The 24,638-nt window shown below is 69.5% G+C and carries 29 protein-coding genes and 1 pseudogene; 16 read left to right on the top strand and 14 right to left on the bottom strand.

Going from position 1 to position 24,638, the window contains the following annotated elements:
- Positions 1-50: 50 nt before the first annotated feature.
- The 3 genes from I9P22_RS11350 to I9P22_RS11340 are packed head-to-tail and all read right to left on the bottom strand — an operon-like array spanning position 51 to position 2,178.
- The gene (locus I9P22_RS11350; protein ID WP_199259589.1) at positions 51-509 is read right to left on the bottom strand and encodes a lysozyme inhibitor LprI family protein; all 459 of its coding nucleotides are present in this window, start codon (positions 507-509) and stop codon (positions 51-53) included.
- Positions 506-1,018 (bottom strand): lysozyme inhibitor LprI family protein, encoded by a 513-nt coding sequence (locus I9P22_RS11345; protein ID WP_199259588.1) that lies wholly within the window; start codon positions 1,016-1,018, stop codon positions 506-508. The genes I9P22_RS11350 and I9P22_RS11345 overlap by 4 nt, the downstream gene beginning before the upstream one ends.
- A complete protein-coding gene (locus tag I9P22_RS11340; protein ID WP_199259587.1) occupies positions 1,018-2,178 on the bottom strand; it encodes an isovaleryl-CoA dehydrogenase in 1,161 nt (386 codons plus the stop codon). Before I9P22_RS11340 ends, I9P22_RS11345 begins: the two co-directional genes overlap by 1 nt.
- Before the next feature lie 176 nt (positions 2,179-2,354).
- On the opposite strand from I9P22_RS11340, the gene I9P22_RS11335 reads away from it, so the two are divergent.
- Positions 2,355-2,933: a histidine phosphatase family protein gene (locus tag I9P22_RS11335; RefSeq protein ID WP_199259586.1), complete on the top strand. Its 579-nt coding sequence runs from the start codon at positions 2,355-2,357 to the stop codon at positions 2,931-2,933.
- Positions 2,930-3,871: an adenosylcobinamide-phosphate synthase CbiB gene (gene cbiB / locus I9P22_RS11330; protein WP_199259585.1), complete on the top strand. Its 942-nt coding sequence runs from the start codon at positions 2,930-2,932 to the stop codon at positions 3,869-3,871. The genes I9P22_RS11335 and cbiB overlap by 4 nt, the downstream gene beginning before the upstream one ends.
- On the opposite strand, the gene hemC is transcribed toward cbiB, so the two are convergent.
- On the bottom strand, positions 3,868-4,821 hold the full coding sequence (gene hemC / locus I9P22_RS11325) for a hydroxymethylbilane synthase (RefSeq protein WP_199259584.1): 954 nt from the start codon (positions 4,819-4,821) through the stop codon (positions 3,868-3,870). The two genes, cbiB and hemC, sit on opposite strands and share 4 nt — an antisense overlap.
- A 76-nt stretch (positions 4,822-4,897) precedes the next feature.
- Between hemC and hemE the strand changes: the two genes are divergently transcribed.
- Positions 4,898-5,926 (top strand): uroporphyrinogen decarboxylase, encoded by a 1,029-nt coding sequence (hemE, locus tag I9P22_RS11320; protein ID WP_199259583.1) that lies wholly within the window; start codon positions 4,898-4,900, stop codon positions 5,924-5,926.
- A 10-nt stretch (positions 5,927-5,936) separates the two neighbouring features.
- A complete protein-coding gene (locus I9P22_RS11315; protein ID WP_199259582.1) occupies positions 5,937-6,815 on the top strand; it encodes an EamA family transporter in 879 nt (292 codons plus the stop codon).
- Here I9P22_RS11315 and I9P22_RS11310 read toward each other — a convergent pair.
- Positions 6,802-7,395, bottom strand: coding sequence for a LysE family translocator (locus I9P22_RS11310; RefSeq protein WP_199259581.1), 594 nt, complete (start codon positions 7,393-7,395; stop codon positions 6,802-6,804). The two genes, I9P22_RS11315 and I9P22_RS11310, sit on opposite strands and share 14 nt — an antisense overlap.
- A gap of 70 nt (positions 7,396-7,465) precedes the next feature.
- On the opposite strand from I9P22_RS11310, the gene I9P22_RS11305 reads away from it, so the two are divergent.
- Together I9P22_RS11305 and I9P22_RS11300 are read left to right on the top strand one after the other, a co-directional pair.
- On the top strand, positions 7,466-7,939 hold the full coding sequence (locus tag I9P22_RS11305) for an Lrp/AsnC family transcriptional regulator (protein ID WP_408635183.1): 474 nt from the start codon (positions 7,466-7,468) through the stop codon (positions 7,937-7,939).
- A 142-nt stretch (positions 7,940-8,081) separates the two neighbouring features.
- On the top strand, positions 8,082-9,617 hold the full coding sequence (locus I9P22_RS11300) for an ATP-dependent DNA helicase (RefSeq protein ID WP_199259579.1): 1,536 nt from the start codon (positions 8,082-8,084) through the stop codon (positions 9,615-9,617).
- Here the strand turns inward: I9P22_RS11300 and I9P22_RS11295 are convergent.
- A complete protein-coding gene (locus I9P22_RS11295) occupies positions 9,614-10,435 on the bottom strand; it encodes an EcsC family protein (protein ID WP_199259578.1) in 822 nt (273 codons plus the stop codon). The two genes, I9P22_RS11300 and I9P22_RS11295, sit on opposite strands and share 4 nt — an antisense overlap.
- Before the next feature lie 140 nt (positions 10,436-10,575).
- On the opposite strand from I9P22_RS11295, the gene I9P22_RS11290 reads away from it, so the two are divergent.
- Positions 10,576-11,049, top strand: a complete 474-nt coding sequence (locus I9P22_RS11290) for an Ivy family c-type lysozyme inhibitor (RefSeq protein ID WP_199259577.1) — start codon at positions 10,576-10,578, stop codon at positions 11,047-11,049.
- On the opposite strand, the gene I9P22_RS11285 is transcribed toward I9P22_RS11290, so the two are convergent.
- The gene (locus I9P22_RS11285) at positions 11,034-11,609 is read right to left on the bottom strand and encodes a GNAT family N-acetyltransferase (RefSeq protein WP_199259576.1); all 576 of its coding nucleotides are present in this window, start codon (positions 11,607-11,609) and stop codon (positions 11,034-11,036) included. The genes I9P22_RS11290 and I9P22_RS11285 overlap by 16 nt on opposite strands.
- A gap of 212 nt (positions 11,610-11,821) precedes the next feature.
- Here I9P22_RS11285 and I9P22_RS11280 point away from each other — a divergent pair, with 212 nt between their 5' ends.
- From I9P22_RS11280 to I9P22_RS11250, 7 genes are all read left to right on the top strand, one after another.
- Positions 11,822-12,418 carry a flavin reductase family protein gene (locus tag I9P22_RS11280; RefSeq protein ID WP_199259575.1) on the top strand — a complete coding sequence of 199 codons (597 nt, stop codon included), beginning with the start codon at positions 11,822-11,824 and terminating at the stop codon, positions 12,416-12,418.
- The gene (locus tag I9P22_RS11275) at positions 12,418-12,981 is read left to right on the top strand and encodes an adenine phosphoribosyltransferase (RefSeq protein WP_199259574.1); all 564 of its coding nucleotides are present in this window, start codon (positions 12,418-12,420) and stop codon (positions 12,979-12,981) included. Before I9P22_RS11280 ends, I9P22_RS11275 begins: the two co-directional genes overlap by 1 nt.
- 39 nt (positions 12,982-13,020) lie before the next feature.
- Entirely contained in the window at positions 13,021-13,971 is a 951-nt protein-coding gene (gene ispH, locus I9P22_RS11270) for a 4-hydroxy-3-methylbut-2-enyl diphosphate reductase (protein WP_199259573.1), read from the top strand.
- Between the two features lie 83 nt (positions 13,972-14,054).
- On the top strand, positions 14,055-14,660 hold the full coding sequence (locus tag I9P22_RS11265; protein ID WP_199259572.1) for a glutathione S-transferase family protein: 606 nt from the start codon (positions 14,055-14,057) through the stop codon (positions 14,658-14,660).
- Positions 14,657-15,259 carry a LysE family translocator gene (locus I9P22_RS11260; RefSeq protein ID WP_199259571.1) on the top strand — a complete coding sequence of 201 codons (603 nt, stop codon included), beginning with the start codon at positions 14,657-14,659 and terminating at the stop codon, positions 15,257-15,259. The genes I9P22_RS11265 and I9P22_RS11260 overlap by 4 nt, the downstream gene beginning before the upstream one ends.
- Entirely contained in the window at positions 15,256-15,723 is a 468-nt protein-coding gene (gene rnhA, locus I9P22_RS11255; RefSeq protein WP_199259570.1) for a ribonuclease HI, read from the top strand. The genes I9P22_RS11260 and rnhA overlap by 4 nt, the downstream gene beginning before the upstream one ends.
- Positions 15,720-16,352 carry a trimeric intracellular cation channel family protein gene (locus tag I9P22_RS11250; RefSeq protein WP_199259569.1) on the top strand — a complete coding sequence of 211 codons (633 nt, stop codon included), beginning with the start codon at positions 15,720-15,722 and terminating at the stop codon, positions 16,350-16,352. Before rnhA ends, I9P22_RS11250 begins: the two co-directional genes overlap by 4 nt.
- Here I9P22_RS11250 and I9P22_RS11245 read toward each other — a convergent pair.
- Both I9P22_RS11245 and I9P22_RS11240 read right to left on the bottom strand, forming a co-directional pair.
- Entirely contained in the window at positions 16,349-16,672 is a 324-nt protein-coding gene (locus I9P22_RS11245) for a VOC family protein (RefSeq protein ID WP_199259568.1), read from the bottom strand. The two genes, I9P22_RS11250 and I9P22_RS11245, sit on opposite strands and share 4 nt — an antisense overlap.
- Positions 16,673-16,720: 48 nt before the next feature.
- The gene (locus I9P22_RS11240; RefSeq protein ID WP_199259567.1) at positions 16,721-17,122 is read right to left on the bottom strand and encodes a group III truncated hemoglobin; all 402 of its coding nucleotides are present in this window, start codon (positions 17,120-17,122) and stop codon (positions 16,721-16,723) included.
- A gap of 255 nt (positions 17,123-17,377) precedes the next feature.
- Here I9P22_RS11240 and ileS point away from each other — a divergent pair, with 255 nt between their 5' ends.
- Complete coding sequence (ileS, locus tag I9P22_RS11235; RefSeq protein WP_199259566.1) at positions 17,378-20,308, top strand: isoleucine--tRNA ligase; 2,931 nt, start codon at positions 17,378-17,380, stop codon at positions 20,306-20,308.
- A 27-nt stretch (positions 20,309-20,335) separates the two neighbouring features.
- Here ileS and I9P22_RS11230 read toward each other — a convergent pair whose 3' ends face one another.
- From I9P22_RS11230 to I9P22_RS11220, 3 genes are all read right to left on the bottom strand, one after another.
- On the bottom strand, positions 20,336-21,550 hold the full coding sequence (locus I9P22_RS11230) for a hypothetical protein (protein WP_233253337.1): 1,215 nt from the start codon (positions 21,548-21,550) through the stop codon (positions 20,336-20,338).
- Positions 21,551-22,001: 451 nt separating this feature from the next.
- Positions 22,002-22,598: an HNH endonuclease gene (locus tag I9P22_RS11225; protein WP_199259565.1), complete on the bottom strand. Its 597-nt coding sequence runs from the start codon at positions 22,596-22,598 to the stop codon at positions 22,002-22,004.
- A 159-nt stretch (positions 22,599-22,757) separates the two neighbouring features.
- Positions 22,758-23,078: a DMT family transporter gene (locus I9P22_RS11220; RefSeq protein ID WP_199259564.1), complete on the bottom strand. Its 321-nt coding sequence runs from the start codon at positions 23,076-23,078 to the stop codon at positions 22,758-22,760.
- A 100-nt stretch (positions 23,079-23,178) separates the two neighbouring features.
- Between I9P22_RS11220 and I9P22_RS11215 the strand changes: the two genes are divergently transcribed.
- Positions 23,179-23,598 carry a VOC family protein gene (locus tag I9P22_RS11215; protein ID WP_199259563.1) on the top strand — a complete coding sequence of 140 codons (420 nt, stop codon included), beginning with the start codon at positions 23,179-23,181 and terminating at the stop codon, positions 23,596-23,598.
- A 199-nt stretch (positions 23,599-23,797) separates the two neighbouring features.
- Here I9P22_RS11215 and I9P22_RS11210 read toward each other — a convergent pair whose 3' ends face one another.
- Both I9P22_RS11210 and I9P22_RS11205 read right to left on the bottom strand, forming a co-directional pair.
- The gene (locus tag I9P22_RS11210) at positions 23,798-24,457 is read right to left on the bottom strand and encodes an alpha/beta hydrolase (protein WP_199259562.1); all 660 of its coding nucleotides are present in this window, start codon (positions 24,455-24,457) and stop codon (positions 23,798-23,800) included.
- A gap of 9 nt (positions 24,458-24,466) precedes the next feature.
- Positions 24,467-24,638, bottom strand: a pseudogene (locus I9P22_RS11205) (DNA-3-methyladenine glycosylase 2 family protein); the annotation flags it as partial.

The raw sequence follows: 24,638 nt of genomic DNA, 5'->3' as shown, positions 1-24,638 counted from the left end.
GCTGCCGCCGGGGCGTTCCGCGACGGGGCACCCCTTTCCCCGGGGCCGGCTCATTCCCCGGCCCCCAGCGCCATCAGCAGCGCCGCCTGCCGCGCCGTTTCGTCCCGCATGCAGCGGGCGCGGGCCAGATCGCCGCCCGTTTCCCCAGCCCGGTCGCAAAGGGCCTCGCGAAAGGCGATCCAGCTGCGTTCGACCCGGCGCAGCGGCTCTGGCTGGTCGCTATCCTCCAGCGCCGCCTGGTAGACCCCGGTCAGCTTCGCCTCCCAGGCCTGATGCGAGGCGTCGAGGCAGTTGGCCAGCGGGAAATCCGGGTCGTTGCCGCCATATTTGCCGCGTGCGTAGTCGAGGCAGGACTCCATGCCGGTCCCGGCGCAATCGGCGCGGGCGCCCTGGGTCGAGGCATCGGCAAGGCATCGGTCGATGGCGGCGTGATCGAAGCCCGAGGCATCACCGGCAAGGCAGGGCGCCGCCAGCAGCAGGGCCAGCGCGCATCCGGCCAGGCGCTTCATTCCATCCCCTCCGCGATGTCGCGCAGCCGCAGGGCCTGTTCGGCCGTCAGGCGCAGCACGCAATCCTGCGCCGCCGGGCCGCCCAGCGTGCCGCCCTGATAGCGCAGGCTCTCATAGCGGCAGGAGGCATCGCGGAAGGCGATCCAGTGGCGCTGCGCCTGCTGCAGGGCCGGGGCCGCGGGCTCGGCGGCCGAGCCGAGCTCGGCCAACTCCACATCCGCCGCCTTGGCGGCTTTCAGCGCCCGCTCGTAATAGCCGTTCAGCAGCGTGTCCCAATCCTTCGCCTCATGGCCCAGGCATTCCACCATGCCCACGGTGGTCTCGCCGCCCGGCGTCGCCAGGCATTGCGTCGAGGCCTGGCCGATGCAGCTTCGCAGCCCCGGCGCGGCGCTGGCATCGGTTTCCGCATCCGCGATGCATTTCGCGAAACCATCGGCATCGTATCGCGGGCCGTTCTGGGCCAGCGCCGGGCCGGCGGCCAGAAGCAGGGACAGGACAAGCAGGCGCATCAGGCGATCTCCATCAGCTGACGCCCGATCAACATGCGGCGGATTTCCGAAGTTCCGGCGCCGATCTCCATCAGCTTAGCGTCGCGGAACAGCCGGCTGACCACCGAATCGTTCAGGAAGCCCGCGCCCCCCAGCGCCTGCACGGCTTGATGCGCCTGAACCATGGCCTGTTCGCTGGCGTAAAGCACCGCGCCCGCCGCGTCCTGTCGCGTGACCTTGCCGGCGTCGCAGGCGCGCGCCACCTCGTAGACATAGGCCCGCGCCGTGTTCAGCGCCACATACATGTCGGCGATCTTGCCCTGCATCAGCTGGAACGAACCGATGGGCTGGCCGAACTGCTTGCGTTCCTTGACATAGGGCATGACCTCGTCGAGGCAGGCGGCCATGATGCCGGTGCCGATGCCCGACAGCACCAGCCGCTCATAATCGAGGCCGGACATCAGCACCCGCACGCCCTTGCCCTCCTCGCCCAGCACGTTCTCGAAGGGCACCTCGCAATCCTGAAAGATCAGCTCGCCGGTATTCGAGCCGCGCATGCCCAGCTTGTCGAAATGCGGGCTGGTCGAGAAGCCCTTCATGCCGCGCTCGACGATGAGGGCGGTGATTCCTTTCGAGCCCGCCTCGGGGTCGGTCTTGGCATAGACCACCAGCGTATGGGCGTCGGGTGCGTTGGTGATCCAGTATTTGTTGCCGTTCAGCACATAGCGGTCGTTCTTCTTTTCGGCCCGCAGCTTCATGCCCACCACGTCGCTGCCCGCGCCTTCCTCAGACATGGCCAGCGCGCCGACCGCCTTGCCGCTGCACAGGTCGGGCAGGTATTTCGCCCGCTGCGCGTCGCTGCCGTTCAGCTTGATCTGGTTCACGCAAAGGTTGGAATGCGCGCCATAGGACAGGCTGACCGAGGCCGAGGCGCGGGCGATCTCCTCGGTGGCGATGACATGCGCCAGATAGCCCATGCCGCTGCCGCCGAACGCCTCGGGCACGGTGATGCCCAGAAGGCCCAGATCGCCCATCTCGCGCCACAGCTCGTTCGGAAAGGCGTTGCTGCGGTCCACCTCGGCCGCGATGGGCTTCACCCGCTCCTGCGCCCAGCGATGGACGGTGTCGCGCAGGGCGTTCACGTCCTCGCCCAGGTCGAACTGCATTCCCGCGGTGAACATCGGCCATCTCCTCCATTTATTGAACGAGTGTTCATTTAACTGGTTTATGCCGCCGAGGCGGGGCCTGCGTCAAGCCCGTTCTCGGCGGCTCAGGGCGATCTTGTGCCCGGCAGGGCCGCGTTGACAAGCCTGCCGCCGCGCGCCATTCCTGCCGCGCCTAGCCGCAAGGATGCCCGATGAGCCCGCTTCCCGATGCCGCCGCGCGGCTGCTGATCCTGCGCCACGCGCCGCTGGCCCGGCCGGGGCTTGCAGGGCGCCGCGATGTCGAGGCGGATTGCAGCGACGGCGCGGCGCTCGACTGGGCGCGGACGGCGCTGGATGGGGCCGGGACGCATTGGTCCAGTCCCGCCCTGCGCTGCCGCCAGACCTGCGCGGCCCTGGGGCTGGCCCCGGAATGGCACGCCGATTTGTGGGAGCAGGATTTCGGCGCATGGGAAGAGCCCGGCGCGATTGTCCCCGACCTCGGCCCGCTGCCGCCCGAGCAATTGGCACGCCAGCGCCCACCCGGCGGCGAAAGCTTCCTCGACATGGCGGCGCGGGTGCAGCCGCTCCTGGACCGGGCGCGCGGCACGGTGGCCATCGTCGCCCATGCCGGCACGGTGCGGGCGGCGCTGGCGCTGGCGGTCGGGCCGGCGGCGCTGTCCTTTTCCGTGGCGCCGCTGTCGCTGACCATCCTGTCGCGCAGCCCCGCCGGCTGGGCGGTCGAGGCCGTCAACCGGGTCGCGCCCCAGGTCGCGCGCCCGGTCGCGCCATGATCCTGTCGCAGGACACGCTGACCATTGCGCTGGTGGCGCTGCTGGTCGATGCGCTGATCGGCTGGCCCGAGGCGCTTTATCGCCGCATTGCGCATCCGGTGGTCTGGATCGGGCGGCTGATCGCGGCGCTGGATGCGCGCTGGAACCGGGGCGGGCATCGCATCGCCCGCGGCGCGCTGGCGGTGGGGGTGACGGTCGCCGCGGCGCTGCTGCCGGCGCTGCTGCTGACCTGGGCGCTGGCGCCGCTGGCCTTTGGCCCCGTCCTGCTGGGCGTGCTGGCCTGGCCGCTGGTCGCCACCCGCTCGCTGCACGACCATGTCGCCGCGGTGGCGCGGCCCTTGGCCGCCGGGGATGTTCCGGCGGCGAAAGCGGCGGTGGCGATGATCGTCGGCCGCGACCTGGACGACCGGCCCGAGCCCATCGCCCGCGCCGCGCTGGAAAGCCTGGCCGAGAACACATCCGACGGCGTGGTCGCGCCCCTGTTCTGGGCGGCGGTGGCGGGATTGCCGGGGATCGCCGCCTACAAGGCGATCAACACGCTCGATTCGATGATCGGCCACATGAGCCCACACCATGCGCTGTTCGGCCGCGTCGCCGCGCGGCTGGACGACCTGGTGAACCTGCCGGCCTCTCGACTGACGGCGCTGCTGTTCCTGATGGCCGCCGCCCCGGCCGGGGGACGCGCGGCAAGGGTGATCCGGCGCGACGCCCGCCGCCACCGCTCGCCCAATGCCGGCTGGCCCGAGGCCGCCATGGCCGGCGCGCTGGACGTGCGCCTGTCCGGCCCGCGCCGCTATCACGGCATCGAGACGCCCGAGCCCTGGCTGAACGGAAATGCCCGCGACCCGCAGGCGCCCGACCTCATGGCCGGGCTGCGGCTTTATCGCCGCGCCATGGCGCTGCTGGGCCTGGGCCTTGCGGCGCTGCTGCTGGCCTAGGACCAGTCGAAGAAATCGGCCGGCGCCCGGCCGCGCAACTCCTCGGCCAGGTCGGTGCCCATGGCCGCGCCGTCCGAGGCCGGACCGACGCGCTCACCCGCGATCACCTCGCTGCCGTCGGGGCGCAGGATCTCGCCGCGCAGCCGCAGTCGGTCGCCCTGCAATTCCGCCAGCCCGGCGATGGGCGTCTGGCAGGAGCCGTCGAGCCGGGCGAGGAAGGCGCGCTCGGCCGCGACCCGCAGCGCGCTGTCCCGGTCCGAGATCGCCGCCAGCAGCGCCGCGACCCGCGCGTCATCGGCGCGCCGCTCGACCCCGATGCAACCCTGCGCCACGGCGGGCAGCATCTCGTCGGGATCGACCGCGCCGCGCGCGACATGCAGCATGCCCAGCCGCGTCAGCCCGGCCATGGCCAGAAAGGTCGCCACGGCCACACCATCTTCCAGCTTTTTCAACCGCGTCTGGACGTTTCCCCGAAACTCGACGAGATTCAGGTCGGGCCGCCGTGCCGCCAGCTGCGCCCGCCGCCGCAGGCTCGAGGAACCGACGACAGCGCCTTGCGGCAGCTCGGAAATCGCCGAGAACCGCGCGCTGACGAAGGCGTCGCGCACATCCTCGCGCGGCAGGTGGCAGTCGATCAGCAGACCCTCGGGCTGGATCGTCGGCATGTCCTTCATCGAATGCACGGCGATGTCGATGTCCTGCGCCAGCAGTGCATCCTCGATCTCGCGGGTGAACAGGCCCTTGCCGCCGATCTCCTTCAGCGGCCGGTCCAGCACCCGGTCGCCGGTGGTCTTGATCACCACGATCTCGAAGGCCTCGGGCGGCAAGCGATGCGCGGCCATCAGCCGGTCGCGGGTCTCATGCGCCTGCGCCAGCGCCAGCGCCGAGCCACGGGTGCCGATGCGGATGGGGTTCTGGGGGCCTGTCTGAGAGTCGGGCATCTGGGTCATGGCAAACGGCTTAGCGCCCCCCCTCGGCCTTGACAACGGGGCCATGCGCGCCATGAAGGGCCGCAAGAGGTGAACCATGTCCGAAAAAACCATCCTGCGCGCGCTGAAGGGCGAGCGTTTGCCCGTTCCGCCCGTCTGGATGATGCGCCAGGCCGGCCGCTACCTGCCGGAATACCGCGCCACCCGCGCCCGGGCAGGCGACTTTTTGTCGCTGTGCTACACGCCGGACCTGGCGGCCGAGGTGACGCTGCAGCCGATCCGCCGCTACGGTTTCGACGCGGCGATCCTGTTCGCCGACATCCTGCTGCTGCCCCAGGCGCTGGGGCTCGACCTGTGGTTCGTGACCGGCGAGGGACCGCGGCTCTCGACCGTGACCAGCGCCGCCGAAGTGGCGCAGCTGAAGCCAACCGAGGCGATCCACGAGACGCTGTCCCCGGTCTATGAAACAGTGCGGATCCTGGCGCGCGAACTGCCGCGGGAAACCACGCTGATCGGCTTTGCCGGCGCGCCCTGGACCGTCGCCACCTACATGGTGGCGGGCCGCGGCACCCCCGACCAGGCTCCGGCGCATGGCTTCAAGGCCGAGGACCGCGCCGCATTCGCCGCGCTGATCGACCGCATCGCCGAGGCAACCATCGACTATCTCTCGGCCCAGATCGAGGCCGGGGCCGAGGTGGTGAAGCTGTTCGACAGCTGGGCCGGCTCGCTCAAGGGCCGCGACTTCGACGATTTCGCCGTCGAGCCCGCGCGCCGGATCATCGCCGCGCTCAAGGCTCGCCACCCCGGCGTCCCGGTGATCGCCTTCCCGCGCGAGGCCGGGCCGCGCTATGCCGGCTTCGCCCGCGCCACCGGCGCCGATTGCGTAGCGCTGGACAATTCCGTCGGCGCCGGCTGGGCGGCGGCCGAGGTACAGAAGGATGGCTGCGTGCAGGGCAATCTGGATCCGCGCCTGCTGGTCAGCGGCGGCGATGAGCTCGTCTCCGAAACGCGCCGGATCGTGCAGGCCTTCTCGCAGGGCCCGCATATCTTCAACCTCGGCCATGGCATCACCCCCGAGGCCGACCCCGAAAACGTCGCGCGGATGCTGGCCGCGATCCGCGGCTGACGGGCAAGCCTTGGGCTGGATCCTCGCCACGCTGATCGCCGCCGCGGCCCAGACCGGGCGCAATGCGGCGCAGCGGCGGCTGACCGCCGAGCTGGGCACCATGGGCGCCACCGCGGTGCGCTTCCTGTTCGGCCTGCCCTTCGCGGCGCTGGTGCTGGCGGGCATGGCGGCACTGGCGCCGCTGCCCGGGCCCGACGCCGCGGTGCTGGGCTGGACGGCGCTGGGGGCCGCCTCGCAGATCGCCGCCACCGCGCTGATGCTGCTGACCATGGAAAGCCGCGGCTTCGGCGTCACCACGGCGCTGATCAAGACCGAGCCGGTGACGCTGGCGCTGATCGGCGCGCTGATCCTGGCCGAGCCGCTGGGCCCCGCCCGCATGGCGGCGATCGCCACGGCGACGCTGGGCGTGGTGCTGATGTCGGGTGCAGACTGGCGGCGCGGCAACTGGCGCGCCGCCGGGCTCGGCATCGCCGCCGGGGCGCTGTTCGGCCTCTCGGCCATCGGCTTTCGCGGGGCGATCCTCGCCTTGCCCTTCGGTACCGAGCCGGTTCGCGCGGCAACCGTGCTGGTCCTCAGCCTGGCCCTGCAAAGCGCGATCATGCTGGCCTGGCTGGGCGCGCTGGACCGCCCGGCGCTGGCCGGCATCGCCCGGCACTGGCGCGGCTCGCTCGGCGCGGGCGCCTTGGGGGCGCTTGCCTCGCTGTTCTGGTTCCTGGGCTTCGCGCTGACCGCGGCGGCCAATGTCCGCACCCTGGCCCTGGTCGAGGTGGTGATGGCGCAGCTCGTCTCGGGCCGGGTGTTCCGCGAGGGTGTCCGTCCGCGCCAACTGGCCGGCATGGCGCTGATCGTCGCCGGCGTGGCGGCACTGGTCGCGGTCAGTGCCCGGTGACCACCGGCAGCATCGAGCCGACCAGCAGCAGCGCCATGACCCGGTTGAACAGCCGCAGCCGCGCAGGCTGGGACAGCACGCCGCGCAGCCCCTGCCCCATCGCCACCCAAAGCGCGACCGAGGGCAGGTTCACCAGCGTGAAGACCAGCGCCACCACCAGCGTGCCGCCGACCCCGGCGGAATAGGCCGAAAGCGCCCCCAGCGCCATCATCCAGGCCTTGGGATTGACCCATTGAAAGGCGCAGGCGGCCCAAAAGCCCATCGGCCGCGCCGCCGCCGCGCCTTCCGTCCCCGGCGCCGCGGCATGGGCGATCTTCCAGGCCAGCCACAGAACATAGCCCATGCTGACCCATTTCATCGCCTCGGCCAGACGCGGCGCGCCGGCGATCAGCCGGTCGACGCCCAGTCCCAGCAGCGCCACCATGGCGCCGAACCCCAGCGCTACGCCCAGCAGATGCGGGACGCCGCGGCGGATGCCGAAATTCGCCCCCGAGGTCATCAGCATCAGATTGTTGGGCCCGGGCGTGACCGAGGTGACGAAGGCAAAGGCGACCAGCGCCAGAAGGATCGGATGCGACATTGCGGATTTCCCTGAAGATCCCGCAATGATATTGTGACAGTCATGCAATTTTCGGCCTGATTTGCGAGTAATGGCAGAAAAAAGACAATCAGACTTCGATATGGACCAGGTATCCGCGCGGATCTTGCGCATCCTGGCGCGGAACGGCCGCATGCCGAATCAGCAGCTCGCCGCCGAGGTCGGGCTGTCGCCTTCGGCCTGCCTGCGCCGGGTGCAGGATCTGGAACGCCGCGGCGCCATCCAGGGCTACCGCGCCGTCATCGCCCCCGCCGCCCGCGCGGCGGGCTTCACCGCCTATGTCACCGTGGGCCTTGCCCGCCATTCCAACGAGGCCCAGCAGGCTTTCGAGCGCGCCTGCCTCGCCGCGCCGCAGGTCCGCGAATGCCACAATATCACCGGCTCGGTCGAATACCTGCTGCGGGTCGAGGTGCGCGACCTGGACGCCTATCGCCGCTTCCACACCGAGGTGCTGGGCGCCTTCCCGCAGATCGCCACCATCACCACTCATGTCGTCATGGGCTCGCCCAAGGACGAGCGGGCCTGAACGCTTCAGCCTTGCATGGGTCGTTCAAGCAACAGAGAAGACCGGGCCGGGATGGGTCTTCTTCGTTCTTCAAATACCCAAATCGCGGCGGCGCCGCCGGATCGGCCTTTCCGCCCCTCGCGCCGCGGGCTAACAAGGGCGCATGACCCTGCCCGCCCTTTCCCCCGATCAGGCCGAAGCCTGGGACGCGCTCGCCGCCGTGCTGGAAGAATCCGGCATCGACCTGGTCTCGGAGGAGATCGCGCCGCCGAAGCCCGGCAAGGGCCGGGTCATGGCGGTGATCGGCAAGGCCGGCTCGGGCAAGACCCTCTTGCTGGCGGAACTGACCAGGGCGCTGAAGGCGGCCGGGGTCGATATCGTCTCGGGCGATTACGAGGGCAAGAAGCGCAAGGACCGCCGCACCGTCGCCATCCTGGCCCCGACCAACAAGGCAGCCTTCGTGCTGCGCATGCGCGGCGTGCCGGCGACGACGATCCACCGCATCCTCTATACCCCGGTCTATGACCCGGAATACGAGCGCATCGCCGACTGGCTGACCGGCGCCGGCGAGCGGCCTTCCGCCCAGGGGCTGATGGAAGGTCTGACCGAGGCGGCGCTGGACAGGGCCAAGGCCTTCTACGACCAGCATGCCTCGATCCCCGGCGCGCTGGCCGCGGCGGGCCTGCGCGGCTCGGATTTCATCCGCGGCTGGAAGCGGCGCGAGGACGGGCTGGACATCGGGCTGGTCGACGAGGCCTCGATGCTGGACGAGCGCCAGTTCGAGGACCTGCGCGAGATCTTCCCGGTCCTGATCCTGTTCGGCGACCCGGCGCAGCTGGCCCCGGTCGGGCAATCGGGCGAGATGGTCTTCGACCGGCTGGCCGCCCCGCAGAAGCTGATGCTGAGCCGCATCCACCGGCAGGAGGGCGACAGCCCGATCCTCGACCTGGCCCATGCGCTGGCCGATCCGGCGCTGGAATTCGACGCCTTCGAACGCATGATCCGCCAGGCCGCCGCCCGCGACCCGCGGGTGATCTGGGCCGAGCGGGTGGAATCCGACCTGATGGCGCAAAGCCCGGTGCTGGTCTGGCGCAACATCACCCGCATCAAGCTGATCCAGGCCTTCCGTTCCGCCTATGGCGCGCCGGGCGATGCGCTGCTGCCGGGCGAGCCCCTGATCTGCGACGGGCTGGAACTGCCCCTGAAGCACCGCAAGAAGCGCATCGACCTGGAGGCGCGCGGGCTGATCAAGGGCGCACAGGTGGTCTATCTGGGGCCCGGCCGCAAGCCCGGATTCTCGCGGCTGCATGTCGTCGGCGCCGAGGAGCCGCGGCTGTCCGCCGCCAGCATCGTCAAGATCGAGATGCCGGATGTCGAGGAGCCGTTCATCCCCTTCGCTGCCCGCATGGGCGCCACCTTCCTGCATGGCGCGGCGGTGACCATCCACAAGGCGCAGGGCAGCCAATGGCCCGACGTGCAGGTCTTCGGCCCCGACATCAGCGCCGCCGCCTGGTCGGGCCGCAGCGAGGCCGGGGTGGCGCTGTGGAAGCGGCTGGCCTATGTCGCCATCACCCGCGCGCAGGAGCGGCTGCACTGGGTAGTGAAATCGCGCCTTGCCCGGCCATCGGCGCCGCTGGGCATCGACCATCTGGAAGCCCCGGCCGGCGTCCTGGAACTGGCGGCCGAGACCGAAGCCTAGCGCCGGCGCGACAGCTTGCGCGCCGCGGTGTTGGGGCGCAGCTGCACCATGCGCAGCTCCAGCGCCTCGGCCAGCGCCTCGCGCGGGATGCCGGTTTCCTGCGACAGCCGCAGCAGGCCGAAATGCACCCGCGCCAGTTCCTGGTAATAGCGGGTGAAGTGATAGTTGATCGTCGCCCCGGCGAAGGCGCCCAGCACCGGCACGGTCTGCGCCGCCAGCTTCTGCGCCAGCGAGGCCGAGAGCCGCGGCGCCACCCGGCCGATCAGCGCCTGCACCGTGTGGCCGGTGATGGTCATCCGCGCCGTCAGCAGGCCCAGATCCGTGCCCTCGTCATCGGCCAGCGGCCCGGCCGAGGCGAAGACATGCAGCGCCTCGCGCCGCGCCGCGTCCGAGGCCGGATCGAATCCGTGTTCCGAGGCGATGTCCATGATCGCCCGCAACAGCAGCGTCACCGTCACCGGCAGTTCCAGCACCGCGCCGCCCACGCCCGCCAGCCCGCCCACCGCGCCCGAGGTGGTGGACAGCAGGCGGTTGAACAGGTCGCCCCGGTCCCGCAGCACCCCGCGCGACCGCGAGGCCGCGTCGAAGGCGCGGTTCAGCGCCGCCAGCGTGATGCGGTCCATGCGCCCGCGCACCGATTGCGGCAGCCGCTCGATCAGCCCCTCGGCCTTGCCGCCGATGGCGGTCAGCAGCTCCATCGCCACCCCGCCGGCAGCGAGATAGCGCCGGGCAAGCCGGTCGATCTCGACATGGACCGTGGGGTCGGTGATCGGGGGCAGCACATCCTGCCGAAGGGGTATGGGCGTGTTTTCGGTCATCCTGGGGAAACCTTGGAATATCGTGCCCCGGGGCACAGGATCGCGTCGGCAAGGGAACCCGCAAGCCGCGCCGCAGGTTCCTCGGGGCAGATGAAAACCCGCCGCTCCGGCGGGACAAGGAAGAAACGAGGAATAGCCGCATGAGCATCCGCCGCATCATCCCCGCCCTGACCCTCGCCGCCGGTCTCGGCCTCGGCCAGGCCGCATCGGCCCAGGACGCCGCCGGCCCGAGCCTGGCCGATCTGGGCCGGGACCAGGCGCTGACCGCCGCCTTCGAGACGATGGCCAAGGGCCACGAAATCCCCGCCTGGGTCCGCGAGGGCATGGTGACCACGCCCAGCCAGAAGGTCTCGTTCGACGGCAGCGACTACCTGGCGATGACCGGCTGCAAGCAGCACGATTGCGCAGCGAACCAGATCGCCATGCTCTATGCCCCCGACAGAGGCGAGGCTTACGGCGTGCTCTCGGTCCATGACGGCAAGGGCGCCGAGCTGCTGACCTGGCTCAACATCGGCGGCAATGCGGAATCGATCGACGGCCGGACCATCCTTTATGCCGCGCTGACCGGCAGCCTGGCGAACCATCCCGAGGCCTTCGACTATCCGGCCGAGTGATCGGGCGGCTCGACCTCGGTGCAGCCGCGGCCTGCGGGCGGGTCGCGGCGCATCTCGTTGCCGCCCGCATTCTCGCCGGTTTCGCGCTCGACCGGGCCGGCGACGCCCTGCCAGGCGCCCGGCACCAGCTCGATGCCCAGCACCCGGTCGGGATTGGTCGGCGGCGGCATCTCGACGCCTTCGAGCTTCCAGAAGCCAAAGCGCTGATAATAGGGCAGATCGCCAACCAGCATCACCCGGTGCCAGCCCATCTCGGCGGCGCGGGTCAGGCTTTCGCGCATCAGCAGCCCGCCCAGCCCCTCGCCCTGGGTGATGGGATGGACCGCGACCGGGCCCAGCAGCAGCGCCGGCCTGCCGTCCACGCGCACCGGCCAGTAGCGGATGGCGCCCATCAGCGCGCCGAACTCGTTGCGCAGCATCAGGCAGAGCGGCCGGACCGGCGCCACCCCGTCGCGCAGCCGATAGGAGGACAGCGCCGTTCGCCCCGGCGCGAAGCACAGGTCCAGAAGCGCCTCGACCTCGGGCGTGTCGGCGGGGGTTTCGGGGCAAAGTTCGTACATCCTGCCTCCGCTCGTGGGGTCGGGATTCGGGGCTCGGGCCTGGCGCGGCGCAAGCACCGCGTAACATGCAGGACCGGCGACGAAAACCGCCTGCGGGATCACGGGACACAAAATTCCCGGGCACCGCGATCCGGCGTCCAGCAGGCTTGACGCGCCGCGCGCATAGGGTCACTTCTGGGGCCCGCATCACCAGGAAAACAGCGAGGGCAGCCATGTTCTACCGACCCCAGGACGGCCACGGGCTGCCGCACAATCCACTGAACGCCATCGTGGCGCCGCGGCCCATCGGCTGGATCTCGACCCGGGGCCGGCAGGGCGACAACCTGGCGCCCTATTCCTTCTTCAACCTGACCGCCTATGTGCCGCCGCAGGTGATGTTCGCCTCGACCTCGGCCAAGCCGGACCGGCAGGGCACCAAGGACAGCGTGGCGCAGATCGCGCAATCGCGGGTGTTCTGCGTCAACATCGCCGACGGGCCGCTGAAGGACCAGGTCAATGCCAGTTCCGCCGCCTTCCCCGCCGGGGTGAACGAATTCGAGGCCGCCGGCATCGAGGCCGCGGAATGCGAAAGCATCGACTGCCCGCGCGTTGCCGGGGCCGCCGCGGCGCTGGAATGCCGCGCGACACGCATCCTGCGGCTGGCGGGCGAGGCGAATTACATGGTGCTGGGCGTCGTCACCGGCATCCACCTGCGCGAGGACTGCCTGAAGGACGGCCGCTTCGACCTGCGCGCCACCGGCTGGCTGTCGCGCATGGGCTACAAGGATTACACCATCACCACCGAGACCTTCGAGATGGAGCGCCCCTGATGCAGAACCGGCCGGAAAAGCGCCGCCGCGACAGCCGCACGGTGCGCGACTATATCCGCACCATCGTGGACTTCCCGCATGAGGGCATCCTGTTTCGCGACGTGACCACGCTTTTCGCCGATGCGCGCGGCTTTCGCATGGCGGTGGACCAGCTGCTGGCCGCCTATGCCGGCGAGGCCATCGACAAGGTGGTGGGACTGGAGGCGCGCGGCTTCATCCTGGGCGGCGCGGTGGCGCATCAGCTTTCCGTCGGCTTCGTGCCGATCCGCAAGAAGGGCAAGCTGCCCGGCGCCACCATCAGCCAGGCCTATGCGCTGGAATATGGCGAGGCGGTGATGGAGATCCATGACGACGCCCTGAAGCCCGGCGAGCGGGTGCTGATCGTGGACGACCTGCTGGCCACCGGCGGCACTGCGGCGGCCGGCATCTCGCTTTGCGAGCGGCTGGGAGCCGAGGTGGTGGGCTGCGCTTTCGTCATCGAGCTGCCCGAGCTGGGCGGGCGCGCCCTGCTGGAGGGGCTGGGCCACGAGGTCCACGCCCTGACCAGTTTCGAGGGCGCCTGATCCCTTGCGGCAGGCCCCGGCCGGGGTTAGGTGAAGCCCATGGACAAGAAACCGCCCCTGACCCTTTACCTGGCCGCGCCGCGCGGCTTCTGCGCCGGCGTGGACCGCGCCATCAAGATCGTCGAGATGGCGCTGCAGAAATGGGGCGCGCCGGTCTATGTCCGCCACGAGATCGTGCACAACAAGTTCGTCGTGGACAGCTTGCGCGACAAGGGCGCGGTCTTCGTCGAGGAGCTGGACGAATGCCCCGACGACCGGCCGGTGATCTTTTCCGCCCATGGCGTGCCCAAGGCCGTGCCGGCCGAGGCGCGGCGGCGCGAGATGGTCTTCGTCGACGCCACCTGCCCGCTGGTCAGCAAGGTGCATGTCGAGGCCGAGCGCCACCATGCCGAGGGCCTGCAGATGGTGATGATCGGCCATGCCGGCCACCCGGAGGTGCTGGGCACCATGGGGCAGTTGCCCGAGGGCGAGGTGCTGCTGGTCGAGACGGTCGAGGACGTGGCGAAGATCGCGCCGCGCGACCCGTCGCGGCTGGCCTTCATCACCCAGACCACGCTGTCGGTCGATGATACCGCCGCCATCGTCGCCGCCTTGCAGGCGCGCTTTCCGGGCATCGTCGGCCCGGCCAAGGAGGACATCTGCTATGCGACGACCAACCGGCAGGCCTCGGTCAAGGCCATCGCCGGGCGGATCGACGCGCTGCTGGTGATCGGGGCGCCGAACAGCTCGAACTCGCGCCGGCTGGTCGAGGTCGGCAGCGCCGCCGGCTGCGCCTATTCGCAGCTGGTGATGCGCGCCGACCAGATCGACTGGCGGGCCATCGCGGGGGCGCAGGCGGTGGGGGTGACCGCCGGCGCCTCGGCCCCCGAGCTGCTGGTCGACGAGGTGGTCGCGGCCTTTCGCGAACGCTACGACCTGACCGTCGAGATGGTCGAGACGGCGCGCGAGAATGTCGAGTTCAAGGTGCCGCGGGTGCTGCGCGAGGCCTGAGCCGGGGCGCACGGTCGCGGGGGCGCTACCCCCGGCCCTGCGGGCCTCCCCCGGAGTATTTTTGAAACGGAGAAAGGGTCGGGATGAAGCTCTGGTCGATGCCGTCTTCCGGCAACAGTTACAAGGTGCGGCTGGCCCTGGCACTCTTGGACCGCGATTGCGAGATCGTCGATGTCGAGGAGTCCTCGGCCGAGCTGGCGGCCGCCAAGGCGGCGGGGCGGCTGCCCTTCGGCAAGGCGCCGGTGCTGGAGCTGGACGACGGCCGGCTCCTGCCGGAATCGAACGCCATCCTGTGCTGGCTGGGCGAGGGCACGCGGCTGGTGCCGGACGACGCCTTCGGGCGCGCCGCCATGCTGGGCTGGATGTTCTGGGAGCAGAACCAGCACGAGGGCGTGATCGCCGTGCGCGCGGCCTTGCGGAGCTATCCGTCGCGCCGGCACCTGGCGACGCCCGAGCGCATGGCCGAGCTGCTGGAGCGCGGCCATGCGCTGCTGCAGGTGATGGAGGAGCGGCTGGCCGGGCATGACTGGCTGGTGGGGGATGGCGTCAGCCTCGCCGACCTGTGTCTTTACGGCTATACCCACACGGCGGGCAGCCGCGGCGGTTTCGACATGGCGCGCTTTCCCGGTATCGGGCGCTGGATCGACCGCATCGCCGCCCTGCCCGGCCATAAGGGGATCGCGGAATGACCTGGGACTATCTGCTGACCGCCTTCGTCGTCTGCGTCTCGCCCGGGATCGGGGTGGTCTATACCCTGTCCATGGCCCTGGGCGGCGGGCTGCGCGCCGGGTTCTGGGCCGCCCTGGGCTGCAGCATGGCCACCCTCCTGCACATGCTGGTCGCCATGGCCGGGCTTGCCGCCGTGCTGCAGGCCAGCGCCCTGCTGTTCCAGGCGGTGAAATTCGCCGGCGTGGCCTATCTGCTGTGGATGGCCTGGTCGGTGCTGAAGGATCGCGGCGGCCTGTCGGTGGCGCCGGCGGTCCCCATGCCGGCCGGCCGCATCCTGCGGCGCGGGGTGGCGCTGAACCTGCTCAACCCCAAGCTGCCGCTGTTCTTCATGGCCTTCCTGCCGCAATTCATCCCGGCGGGCAGCGGCGCCGGCCTGATGGCCGAGTTGGGCGCGGCTTTCTCGGCCGTCACCTTCCTGACCTTCCTGGGCTATGCGGGCCTGGCGGCCGGTGGGCGGGATGCGCTGCTGGCCTCGGAGCGGATGATGCGCTGGCTGCGCCGAGCCTTTGCCGCCTCGTTCGCGGCCCTGGGGCTGAAGCTGGCGATGGAGCGGGCATGAGCGCGCTCTATGCCTGGACCGACGGCGCCTGCAGCGGCAATCCCGGCCCCGGCGGCTGGGGGGTGCTGATGCGCGCCATGGAGGGCGAGACGGTGCTGAAGGAGCGCGAGCTGTCCGGCGGCGAGGCCGAGACCACCAACAACCGCATGGAGCTGATGGCGGCGATCTCGGCCCTGGAGGCGCTGACCCGGCCCAGCGAGATCACCGTCGTCACCGACAGCGCCTATGTGAAGAACGGCGTGACGCAATGGATCCACGGCTGGAAGCGGAACGGCTGGCGCACCGCCGACAGGAAGCCGGTGAAGAATGCCGAACTGTGGCAGCGGCTGGACGCCGCGCAGGCCCGCCACACGGTGCGCTGGGAATGGATCAAGGGCCATGCCGGCCATCCCGAGAACGAGCGCGCCGATGCGCTGGCGCGGGCGGGGATGGCGCCCTTCAAGCCGGCGAAGGTCTCGGGGTGAGCTTTGATGCGCTGATCCCGCTGCTGGATTACGCCAGCGTGCTGGTCTTTGCCCTGACGGGCGCGCTGGTCGCCAGCCGCGGGCAGCTGGATATCGTGGGCTTCATCTTCTTCGCCACGCTGACCGGGATCGGCGGCGGCACCCTGCGCGACCTGGTGCTGGGCCGGGCGCCGGTGTTCTGGGTCGGGCGGCCGGAACTGCTGCTGCTGACCGCCGGCGCGGCGATCGCGGTGTTCTTCACCGCGCATCGACTGGAAAGCCGCTATCGTGCCATCCTGTGGCTGGACGCCTTCGCCCTGGCCGTGGCGGTGCCGGCGGGCGTCGGCGTGGCGCTGGAAGCCGGGGTGAGCCCGGTCGTCACCGTGCTGATGGGGGTGATGACCGGCACTTTCGGCGGGCTGATGCGCGACGTGGTCGGCAACGAGGTGCCGCTGGTGCTGAAACAGGGCGAGCTTTACGTCACCGCCGCCTTCGGCGGGGCGGTGGCGGCGCTGCTGCTGCTGGGCCTGGGCAGCGGGCGGGGCTGGGCGCTGATCGGCTGCGCGGCCATGGTGCTGATGCTGCGCGCCGGCAGCATGAGCTTCGGCTGGCGGCTGCCGGTCTACAAGGCGCGGCCGCCGCGCAACTAGGCCGGGGACCAGACCGCCATCTCGGTGCCGCCCGGCTCGCGGAACTGGAAGCGCCGGCCGCCGGGAAAGGCGAAGATCGGCCGGGTGATCGCGGCCCCGGCCTTGGTCACCCGGGCCAGCGCGGCTTCCAGATCGTCCGCCCTGAGGATCACCAGGGGCGGCGCCAGGGCAGCGGCAGCGATGCCGCCCGCCATGCCGGCATCGGCCAGTTCCTGGTATTCGGGGCCGTAATCGTTGAAGCTCCAGCCGAAGGCTTCCCCGAAAAAGGCCTTCGTGGCCGGCAGGTCGGGCGAGCTGAACTCGAGATAGTCGATCTTCATCGGGAATCCCCTTCGGATGTTCCCGTTTTGTTTACACCCGCAAGCGACTCAGCGCAAGACCGGCGGGCCGGGGCGGCGCTCGCGCAGATCCTCGACCCCCATGCGCAACCCGGCGCCGATGCGATGCGCGAGCGCCGACCAGGCCCGCGCCGTCTCGGATGGCAGCGTGCGGCGCAGGGTTTCGTCGAAGAGCATGAGCCAAGGGGCGAAATGCGCCGCCCGCACGTCGCCGGCGCGCATGTGCACCTGCATCGGATTGCCGTCATAGCCGCGCTCGTAGAGGATGGCGTTGCGCCAGAAGCGGGCGATCTTGGCCTCGTGTGCGGGCCAGTCGGCGACATGGGCGGCGAAGACCGGGCCGAGCACCTCGTGCCGGCGCACCGCGGCATAGAAGGTGGCGACGACGCGGTCGATCTGTTCGGGGGTGACGTCAAAGCGCGGCGGGATCATGGCGCGGATATGGGCCGGGACGGCCGGGCTTGCAAGGCGGCGGCATGTCACGGGCGGCCTGTGGCGGGCGGCCTGTGATAGGCGGCATGCTGGGGGCGGCCCGGGAAAGCCGCGCTTGCAGGGCCCGGGGCGGTTTCCTATAACCCGCGCATGTTCAGCAGGGCCGGGATTTTCCGAATTACTCGCCCGGCGGCGTAGGGGTTCCTCGCCGCCGGGTCACGCATGCCTGCCCAGCCACCGAAGGATTCCCGCCAGATGAGCGACACGACCACCGAAACCCCGGCCGCGCCCGATTACCGCGACACCGTCTTCCTGCCCCGGACCGATTTCCCGATGCGCGCCGGCCTGCCGCAGCGCGAGCCGGAATGGCTGGCCCGCTGGGAGCGCATCGGCATCTATGACCGGCTGCGGGAACGGGCCGCGGGACGGCCGCCCTTCATCCTGCATGACGGCCCGCCCTATGCGAACGGCCATCTGCATATCGGCCACGCGCTGAACAAGACCATCAAGGACATCGTGGTGCGCAGCCACCAGATGATGGGCCGCGATGCGCGCTATGTGCCGGGCTGGGACTGCCACGGCCTGCCGATCGAATGGAAGATCGAGGAGAAATACCGCAAGGCCGGCCAGGACAAGGACGCGGTCGACATGGTCGAATTCCGCCGGGAATGCCGCCGCTTCGCCGAGGAATGGGTTGATCTCCAGCGCGAGGAGTTCAAGCGCCTGGGCGTCACCGGCAAGTGGGACGATCCCTATCTGACCATGGACTACCATGCCGAGGCGGTGATCGCGGCCGAGTTCATGAAGCTGGTGATGAACGGCAGCCTTTACCAGGGCTCGAAGCCGGTGATGTGGTCTCCGGTCGAGAAGACCGCGCTGGCCGAGGCCGAGGTCGAATATCACGACCATACCAGCCACACCATCTGGGTGCGGTTCCCGGTGGCGGCGTCGCAGGGTATTTGGGAAACGGAAAGCCCGGCCAGCGTGGTGATCTGGACCACGACGCCCTGGACCATCCCGCAGAACCGGGCCGTGGCCTATAATCCGGCCATCGCCTATGGGCTTTACCGCGTGGGCGGGGTAGCCGAGGGGGCCACGGCGCGCCCGGGCGAGCTTCTGGTGCTGGCCGATGCGCTGGCCGAGAGCGTGAAGCAGGCCGGCAAGATCGAGGACTGGCAGCGGGTCCGGGACGTGGCGGCCTCGGATCTGGAGGGGCTGCTGCTCGCGCATCCGTTGCGCGGCGTCGAGGGCGGCGCCGGCGAATGGGACTATGACGTGCCGATGCTGCCGGGCGATCACGTCACCGAGGACGCGGGCACGGGCTTCGTCCATACCGCGCCCAGCCATGGCGACGACGATTATCAGCTTGGGCTGCGCTTCAAGCTGCCGATGACCTATAATGTCGAGCCCGACGGTTCCTATCGCGCCGACTTGCCGATCTTCGGCGGGCAGGCGATCATCGGGCCGGACGGCAAGGAAGGCCCGGCCAATGTCAGCGTCATCAAGCAGCTGGCCTGGGCCGGCGCATTGCTGGCCAAGGGCAAGATCAAGCATTCCTATCCGCATAGCTGGCGCTCGAAGGCACCGCTGATCTATCGCAACACCCCGCAATGGTTCGCCGCCATCGACCACAAGCTGACCGACGGCATGGGCGAATACGGCGACACCATCCGCACACGTGCGCTGACCAGCATCGACAGGCTGGTGAAATGGTGGCCGCAATCGGGGCGTAACCGCATCCATGCCATGGTCGAGAACCGGCCTGACTGGGTGCTGTCGCGCCAGCGCGCCTGGGGCGTTCCGCTGACCTGCTTCGTGAAGAAGGGCGTCAAGCCCACCGACCCGGACTTCCTGCTGCGCGACCAGCGCGTCAACGACCGCATCATCGCCGCCTTCGAGAAGGAGGGCGCCGATATCTGGTATCGGCCCGGCTTCAAGGAGGAGGTGCTGGAGGGCGTCGCCGATCCGGCCGGCTACGAGCAGGTGATGGACGTGCTGGACGTCTGGTTCGACAGCGGCTCGACCCATGCCTTCGTGCTGCGCGACCGCGCCGACGGGGCGCCGGACGGCATTGCCGACGTCTATCTGGAGGGCACCGACCAGCATCGCGGCTGGTTCCAGTCCTCGCTTCTGCAGGCCTGCGCGACCCGCGGCCGGGCGCCCTATCGCAACGTGGTCACGCATGGCTTCACGCTTGACGAGAAGGGCATGAAGATGTCCAAGTCGCTCGGCAACACCATCGTGCCGGCCGAGGTCATCAAGCAATACGGCGCCGATATCCTGCGGCTCTGGGTGGCGCAGACCGACTATACCGCCGACCAGCGCATCGGACCCGAGATCCTGAAGGGCACCGCCGACAGCTATCGCCGCTTGCGCAACACGCTGCGCTTCGTGCTGGGCAACCTGGACGGCTTTGCCGAGGCCGAGCGCATCGAGCCCTCCGAGATGCCCGAGCTGGAGCAATGGGTGTTGCACCGGCTGGCGCAGATCGACCGGCAGGTGCGGACGGGCTATGACGGCTTCGACTTCCAGGGTGTGTTCCAGACCGTGTTCCAGTTCGCCACGGTGGACCTGTCCGCCTTCTATTTCGACATCCGCAAGGATGCGCTTTACTGCGACGCGCCGGATGCGCCGCGGCGGCGGGCGGCACGCACGGTGCTGGACCTGCTGTTCCACCGGCTGGTAACCTGGCTGGCGCCGATCCTGCCCTTCACCATGGAGGATGTCTGGCTGTCGCGCTTCCCGTCCGAGGATGACAGCGTGCATCTGCAGGACTTCCCCGCCACCCCGGCGGCATGGCTGAACGAGGATCTGGCGCGGAAATGGGACGCCATCCGCCGCGTCCGCCGCACCGTCACCGCCGCGCTGGAGATCAAGCGCAGCGACAAGGTGATCGGCGCCAGCCTGGAAGCCGCGCCGGTGGTACATGTCGAGGAGGCCGAGGATCTCAAGGCGCTGAAATCCGTCGACTTCGCCGATATCTGCATCACTTCGGGCCTGAGCCTGACCGCCGACCCGGCGCCGGGCGAGGCCTTCCGGCTGTCGGACGTGCCCGGCATCGGCGTGGTGTTCGAGGAGGCAGAGGGCGAGAAATGCCAGCGCTGCTGGAAGATCCTGCCCGATGTCGGCAGCCACAGGCACCCGGGCACCTGCGCCCGCTGCGATGCGGTGCTGAGCCGGGGATAGGCGGCGCACCCTGCGCGCCGGCGGCGCCTAGCGGAACCAGAGGCCGGATTTTTTCAGGATCTGCCGGATGCGCCCTTCGTTCAGCGGCATGCTGCGGTCGAACATGGGACGGATGTCTTGCCGCCCGACGCCGGCCAGGACGATCGTCCTGGCCGGCTCCCAGTCCTCGGCCAGCGCTTTCAAGCGCGGATCGAGAAACAGGTCCTCGACCGTCTCGACGGCCAGATCGCCTTCCCTGGCATAGAGCAGCGACAGATCGCGGTAATGGCAGGTCACGTCGCCGTCGAGACCGGCCAGTTGCGGCCCCGGGCGGCCGCCGCCCAGGGAATGGATCACCAGCGGCAGCGCCACCTGGTCCAGCAGCACCTCGAGCTTCTGGCAGGCCAGCGCCTCGCCCGGCTCATCCCGGATCGCTACCGCCCAGTCTAGGAAGCGGCGGCCGAATTCCTGCGCATCGGCACCGAAGAACCAGCCGGCGTTGAAATACAGATAGCGTTCCCAATGCTCGTCGGGCTGCGCGGGATCCAGCGAGCTTTCGAAATCCAGGCCGAAGCGATCATAGAGCGTTTTCCAGATCTGCGTGTAACCGGGTCCGTAGAGCGGCGGCTCGGGCCAGGTGCCGCTGCGGCGCATAGAGGCCGAAGGGCGGGCGAAATCGAAGGCGATCCGGTCCAGCGGCCCGGTCACCAGCGTGTCGCTGTCGAAGAAGACGAAGGGCTGGCCGGCGGGCAGGATGGCCAGCGCCTCGATCTTGTTGCCATAAGGATAGCTCGCGCCGAAGCGCGTCGCGGTAAAGGGCAGGATCTCGGCGCCGAAGCCGGTCAGCGCCGCGCGCACCGGCTCGGCCATGGCGGTGCGGTGCCCGGCCCAGGCGCCTTCGGGCCGCGGCTCGGCGACAATCAGCCGGCCGCGCCAGTCCGGGGCGTTGCGGCGCAGGCTGGCGGCGAACAGCACCGCCTCGTTCCCCAGCCGCCCGGCCTGCCCGATCAGCAGGATGTTGAAATCCCCGGCCGCCCGGTCCGGGACGGTCTGGGGCAGCGCCTGCCTGTCGGCGGCCCGTCCGTCTGTGCCCTGCCCGGCTTGGTGCGCCTGCCGCTCGGCCCGGCGTGCGGCGCGCCTGGCCTCGCGCTCCGCCCGGTTGGCCGCCTGGCGGGCCAGCCGTTCCACCGCCCGGGCCTGCTTTCTGGCCAGATCCTCGGCCTCCGGCACCTGCCCCGCCGAATCCCTGTCCTCTGCGGCCATGCTGCCATCCCACGCGAATCCCTTGGTGAGCCGGTCTTAGCAATAATGCCGGACCTCATTCCAGAGGCGAGTTTATCAATCCGCGCTCAACCATAATAAGAGCGAGAATCACGCATTAATAAACATAAGACATCCCTGAATTGAGAAATCGCCGCGCAAAACCAAGAAACCTCACCAAAAAGGCAGGTTCACCGTCCAGGGCTTTCATTGCAGGCTGGCGAAAGCCGTTGAACGAGTTCCTCTTTTACAGGTACGGCGAGACCGGGTGAGACATGGGCACAGTCCTCACCCGGTCGCTCTCATCCCAAGAGTGACATCTGGCGGCTGTCTTGTCGATTGTCCCTTGCGATTGCGGCGCTTTTCTGCCGATGCCGTTGCGGCAAGCGCGGGGAACTGCCCAAATCCACGTCGCCGGAACCGCCATCCGGGCGGCGGGCGATCCCGGCCAGCCCTATTCCGAAAGCAGCTCGGTGTCCCAGTAAAGATAATCCATCCAGCTTTCATGCAGGTGGTTCGGGGGAAAGCGCCGGCCGACCGCGTGCATTTCCTCGGCCGTGGGCCGGCGCGGGGTGCGGCGCAGCTTCAACCCGGAATTGCGCAGCGACTTGTTGGCCTTTTTCAGGTTGCAGGGCGAACAGGCCGCCACGACGTTTTCCCAGCTGGTCACCCCCCCGCGCGAGCGCGGGATGACATGGTCGAAGGTCAGGTCGCCCTTGGCGCCGCAATACTGGCAGCAAAATTCGTCGCGCAGAAAAAGATTGAAGCGCGTGAATGCCACGCGCTTCTGGGGTTTGACGAAATCCTTCAGCACCACGACCGAGGGGATGCGTATGCTTTGCCTCTGGCTTCGCACCACCTCGTCATATTCTGCGATGATCTGCACCCGGTCCAGGAACACCGCCTTGACGGCCTCCTGCCAAGGCCAGAGCGACAGGGGATAATAGCTGAGCGGCCTGAAATCGGCGTTGAGCACAAGCGCGGGATGGTGGCGCAAGAAGGAAGGCTCGCGCACGAACTGCGTTCGGAAATCGCCGTGGTCGTCCAGCATCGGCACCTCGTTTCGCCCTGCCCGGAACTCATCCTTTATTGGTAAGACCGACTATATATCGCGGCCATGGGCTGACAAGTCCCCGAATATATGCCCGCCGATCAAATAGCCGCGCGGCGTGACATGGGCGTGACAGGGCGATGCGCCGATCAACGGGGGTCAATGCGGCGAGGCCAGCTTCATCAGCACCAGCCCGGCGACGATCAGCACCGCCGCCACCAGCCGCAGCGTGTCGGCCGGCTCGCCCAGCAGCGCGATCCCCAGCAGGAAGGTCCCGACCGCACCGATGCCGGTCCAGATCACATAGGCGGTGCCCAGCGGCAGCACCTTCATCGACAGCGACAGGAACCAGATGCTGGCCGCCATGCCGATGACGGTGACCGCGGTCGGCCAAGGGCGGGTGAAGCCCTCGGACTGCTTCATGGCAAAGGCCCAGAGGATCTCGAAAGCCCCCGCCACGCCCAGATAGAGCCACGCCATGCCGTCCCCTCCCCCGTCGCGCCCGACAAGCTGTCGCGCGGAGCGCGGCCAAGGTCAAGCCGGGCTGGCGTGCCCGGCGGATTGCTGGCAGGATGGCGGCATGAGCACGCCCCCCAAGCTGATCGGCCCCCTGGAATCCGCGCTTTACGCCGAGGATCTGGAGGAGGCCGCGCGTTTCTGGACCGGCATCATCGGCCTGGCCGAGATCGCCCGCGTGCCGGGCCGGCATGTGTTCTTTCGCTGCGGTGGCCAGGTGCTGCTGGTGTTCCGCGCCAGCGCCACGCGCATCCCGCCGAAAGCCGATGCCCGGCTGCCGGTGCCGCCGCATGGCGCCGAGGGACCGGGGCATTTCTGCATGGGCGCCGAGCCGGGCAGCTTCGACGCCTGGCGCGCGCATCTGGAATCCGCCGGGGTGGTGATCGAGGCCGATTTCACCTGGCCGCAGGGCGGCCGGTCGCTTTACTTCCGCGACCCGGCCGGCAATTCCATCGAGATCGCCGACCCGGCCATCTGGGCCTGAGGCAGGGGCCGCTCAGCGCCGGGCGCGCACTGCAATGCGCTGCGGCTGCGGGGCGAGAAGACGCAGCGCCACCGTGCCGGCCGGAATCAGGGCGATCGCAGTCATCCAGATCAGGGTGGTCATGGGCGTTCTCCTCGGTCTCTATGGAATCAAGGTAGGGGCTGGATCGGGTTTCGCAAGGGCGAAATCTCCCGCGCCCTCAGGGCTTGGCGGCAAATCGCTCCTTCAGGAAGGCCAGCGCCACCGACAGCCCATCGGGGGAGATGCCGTGCCCGGTGCCCTTCATCACATGGCCATAGACGGTGAACCCGGCCTTTTGCAGCGCCTCGCCGGCGATTGCCATGCTCTCGAAGGGCACGACCGGGTCCTGGTCGCCATGGATCAGCAGGATCGGCGGCTTGGTCCTGGCCTCCCCCGCCTTCTCGGGCTCCAGCAGCCGGCCCGAGAAACCGACCACGCCGGCGATCCCGGGCTCGCGCTGCGGCGCCACGGTCAGCGCCATCATCGTGCCCTGCGAAAAGCCGACCAGCGCCAGCCGGTCCGGCGCCAGCCCCTCATCCGCCAGAACCTTGTCGAGAAAGGCGTTGATGTCCTTGAAGGATTGCGCGGCCGAGCTGCGGGCCTGCTCTTCGCTGGAGCCGTCCATCCAGGGGATCGGAAACCATTGATAGCCCATCGGATTGTTCACGCAGCGCTCGGGCGCGTTCGGGGCGTAGAAGGCGGTGCCCGGCAGATGCGGCGCCAGCGGATCGGCCAGGCCCAGCAGGTCGGCCCCGTCGGCGCCGTAGCCATGCAGGAAGACCACCACCGAATCGGCCTTTCGCGGGCCCTTGCGTTCGGATTTCAACTCGCGCAGCATCTCGTCCCCCTAGCGGACGCCCTCGCGCCCCTTTGCGGCCCGGTAATAGGCCCAGAGCGCCCGGGCCGCAACCGCGCGCCACGGCCGCCAGGGCTCGGCCAGCGCCGTCAGCGCAGCGGGGCCGGGCCGCTCGGGCAGGCCGTAGAGCAGCCGCGCAGCCTCGGCCAGCGCCAGGTCGCCG

The sequence above is a fragment of the Paracoccus binzhouensis genome, from assembly GCF_016446475.1.
In the GTDB taxonomy this organism is placed as follows: domain Bacteria; phylum Pseudomonadota; class Alphaproteobacteria; order Rhodobacterales; family Rhodobacteraceae; genus Paracoccus; species Paracoccus binzhouensis.
This window is presented reverse-complemented; position numbering and strand designations above follow the sequence as displayed.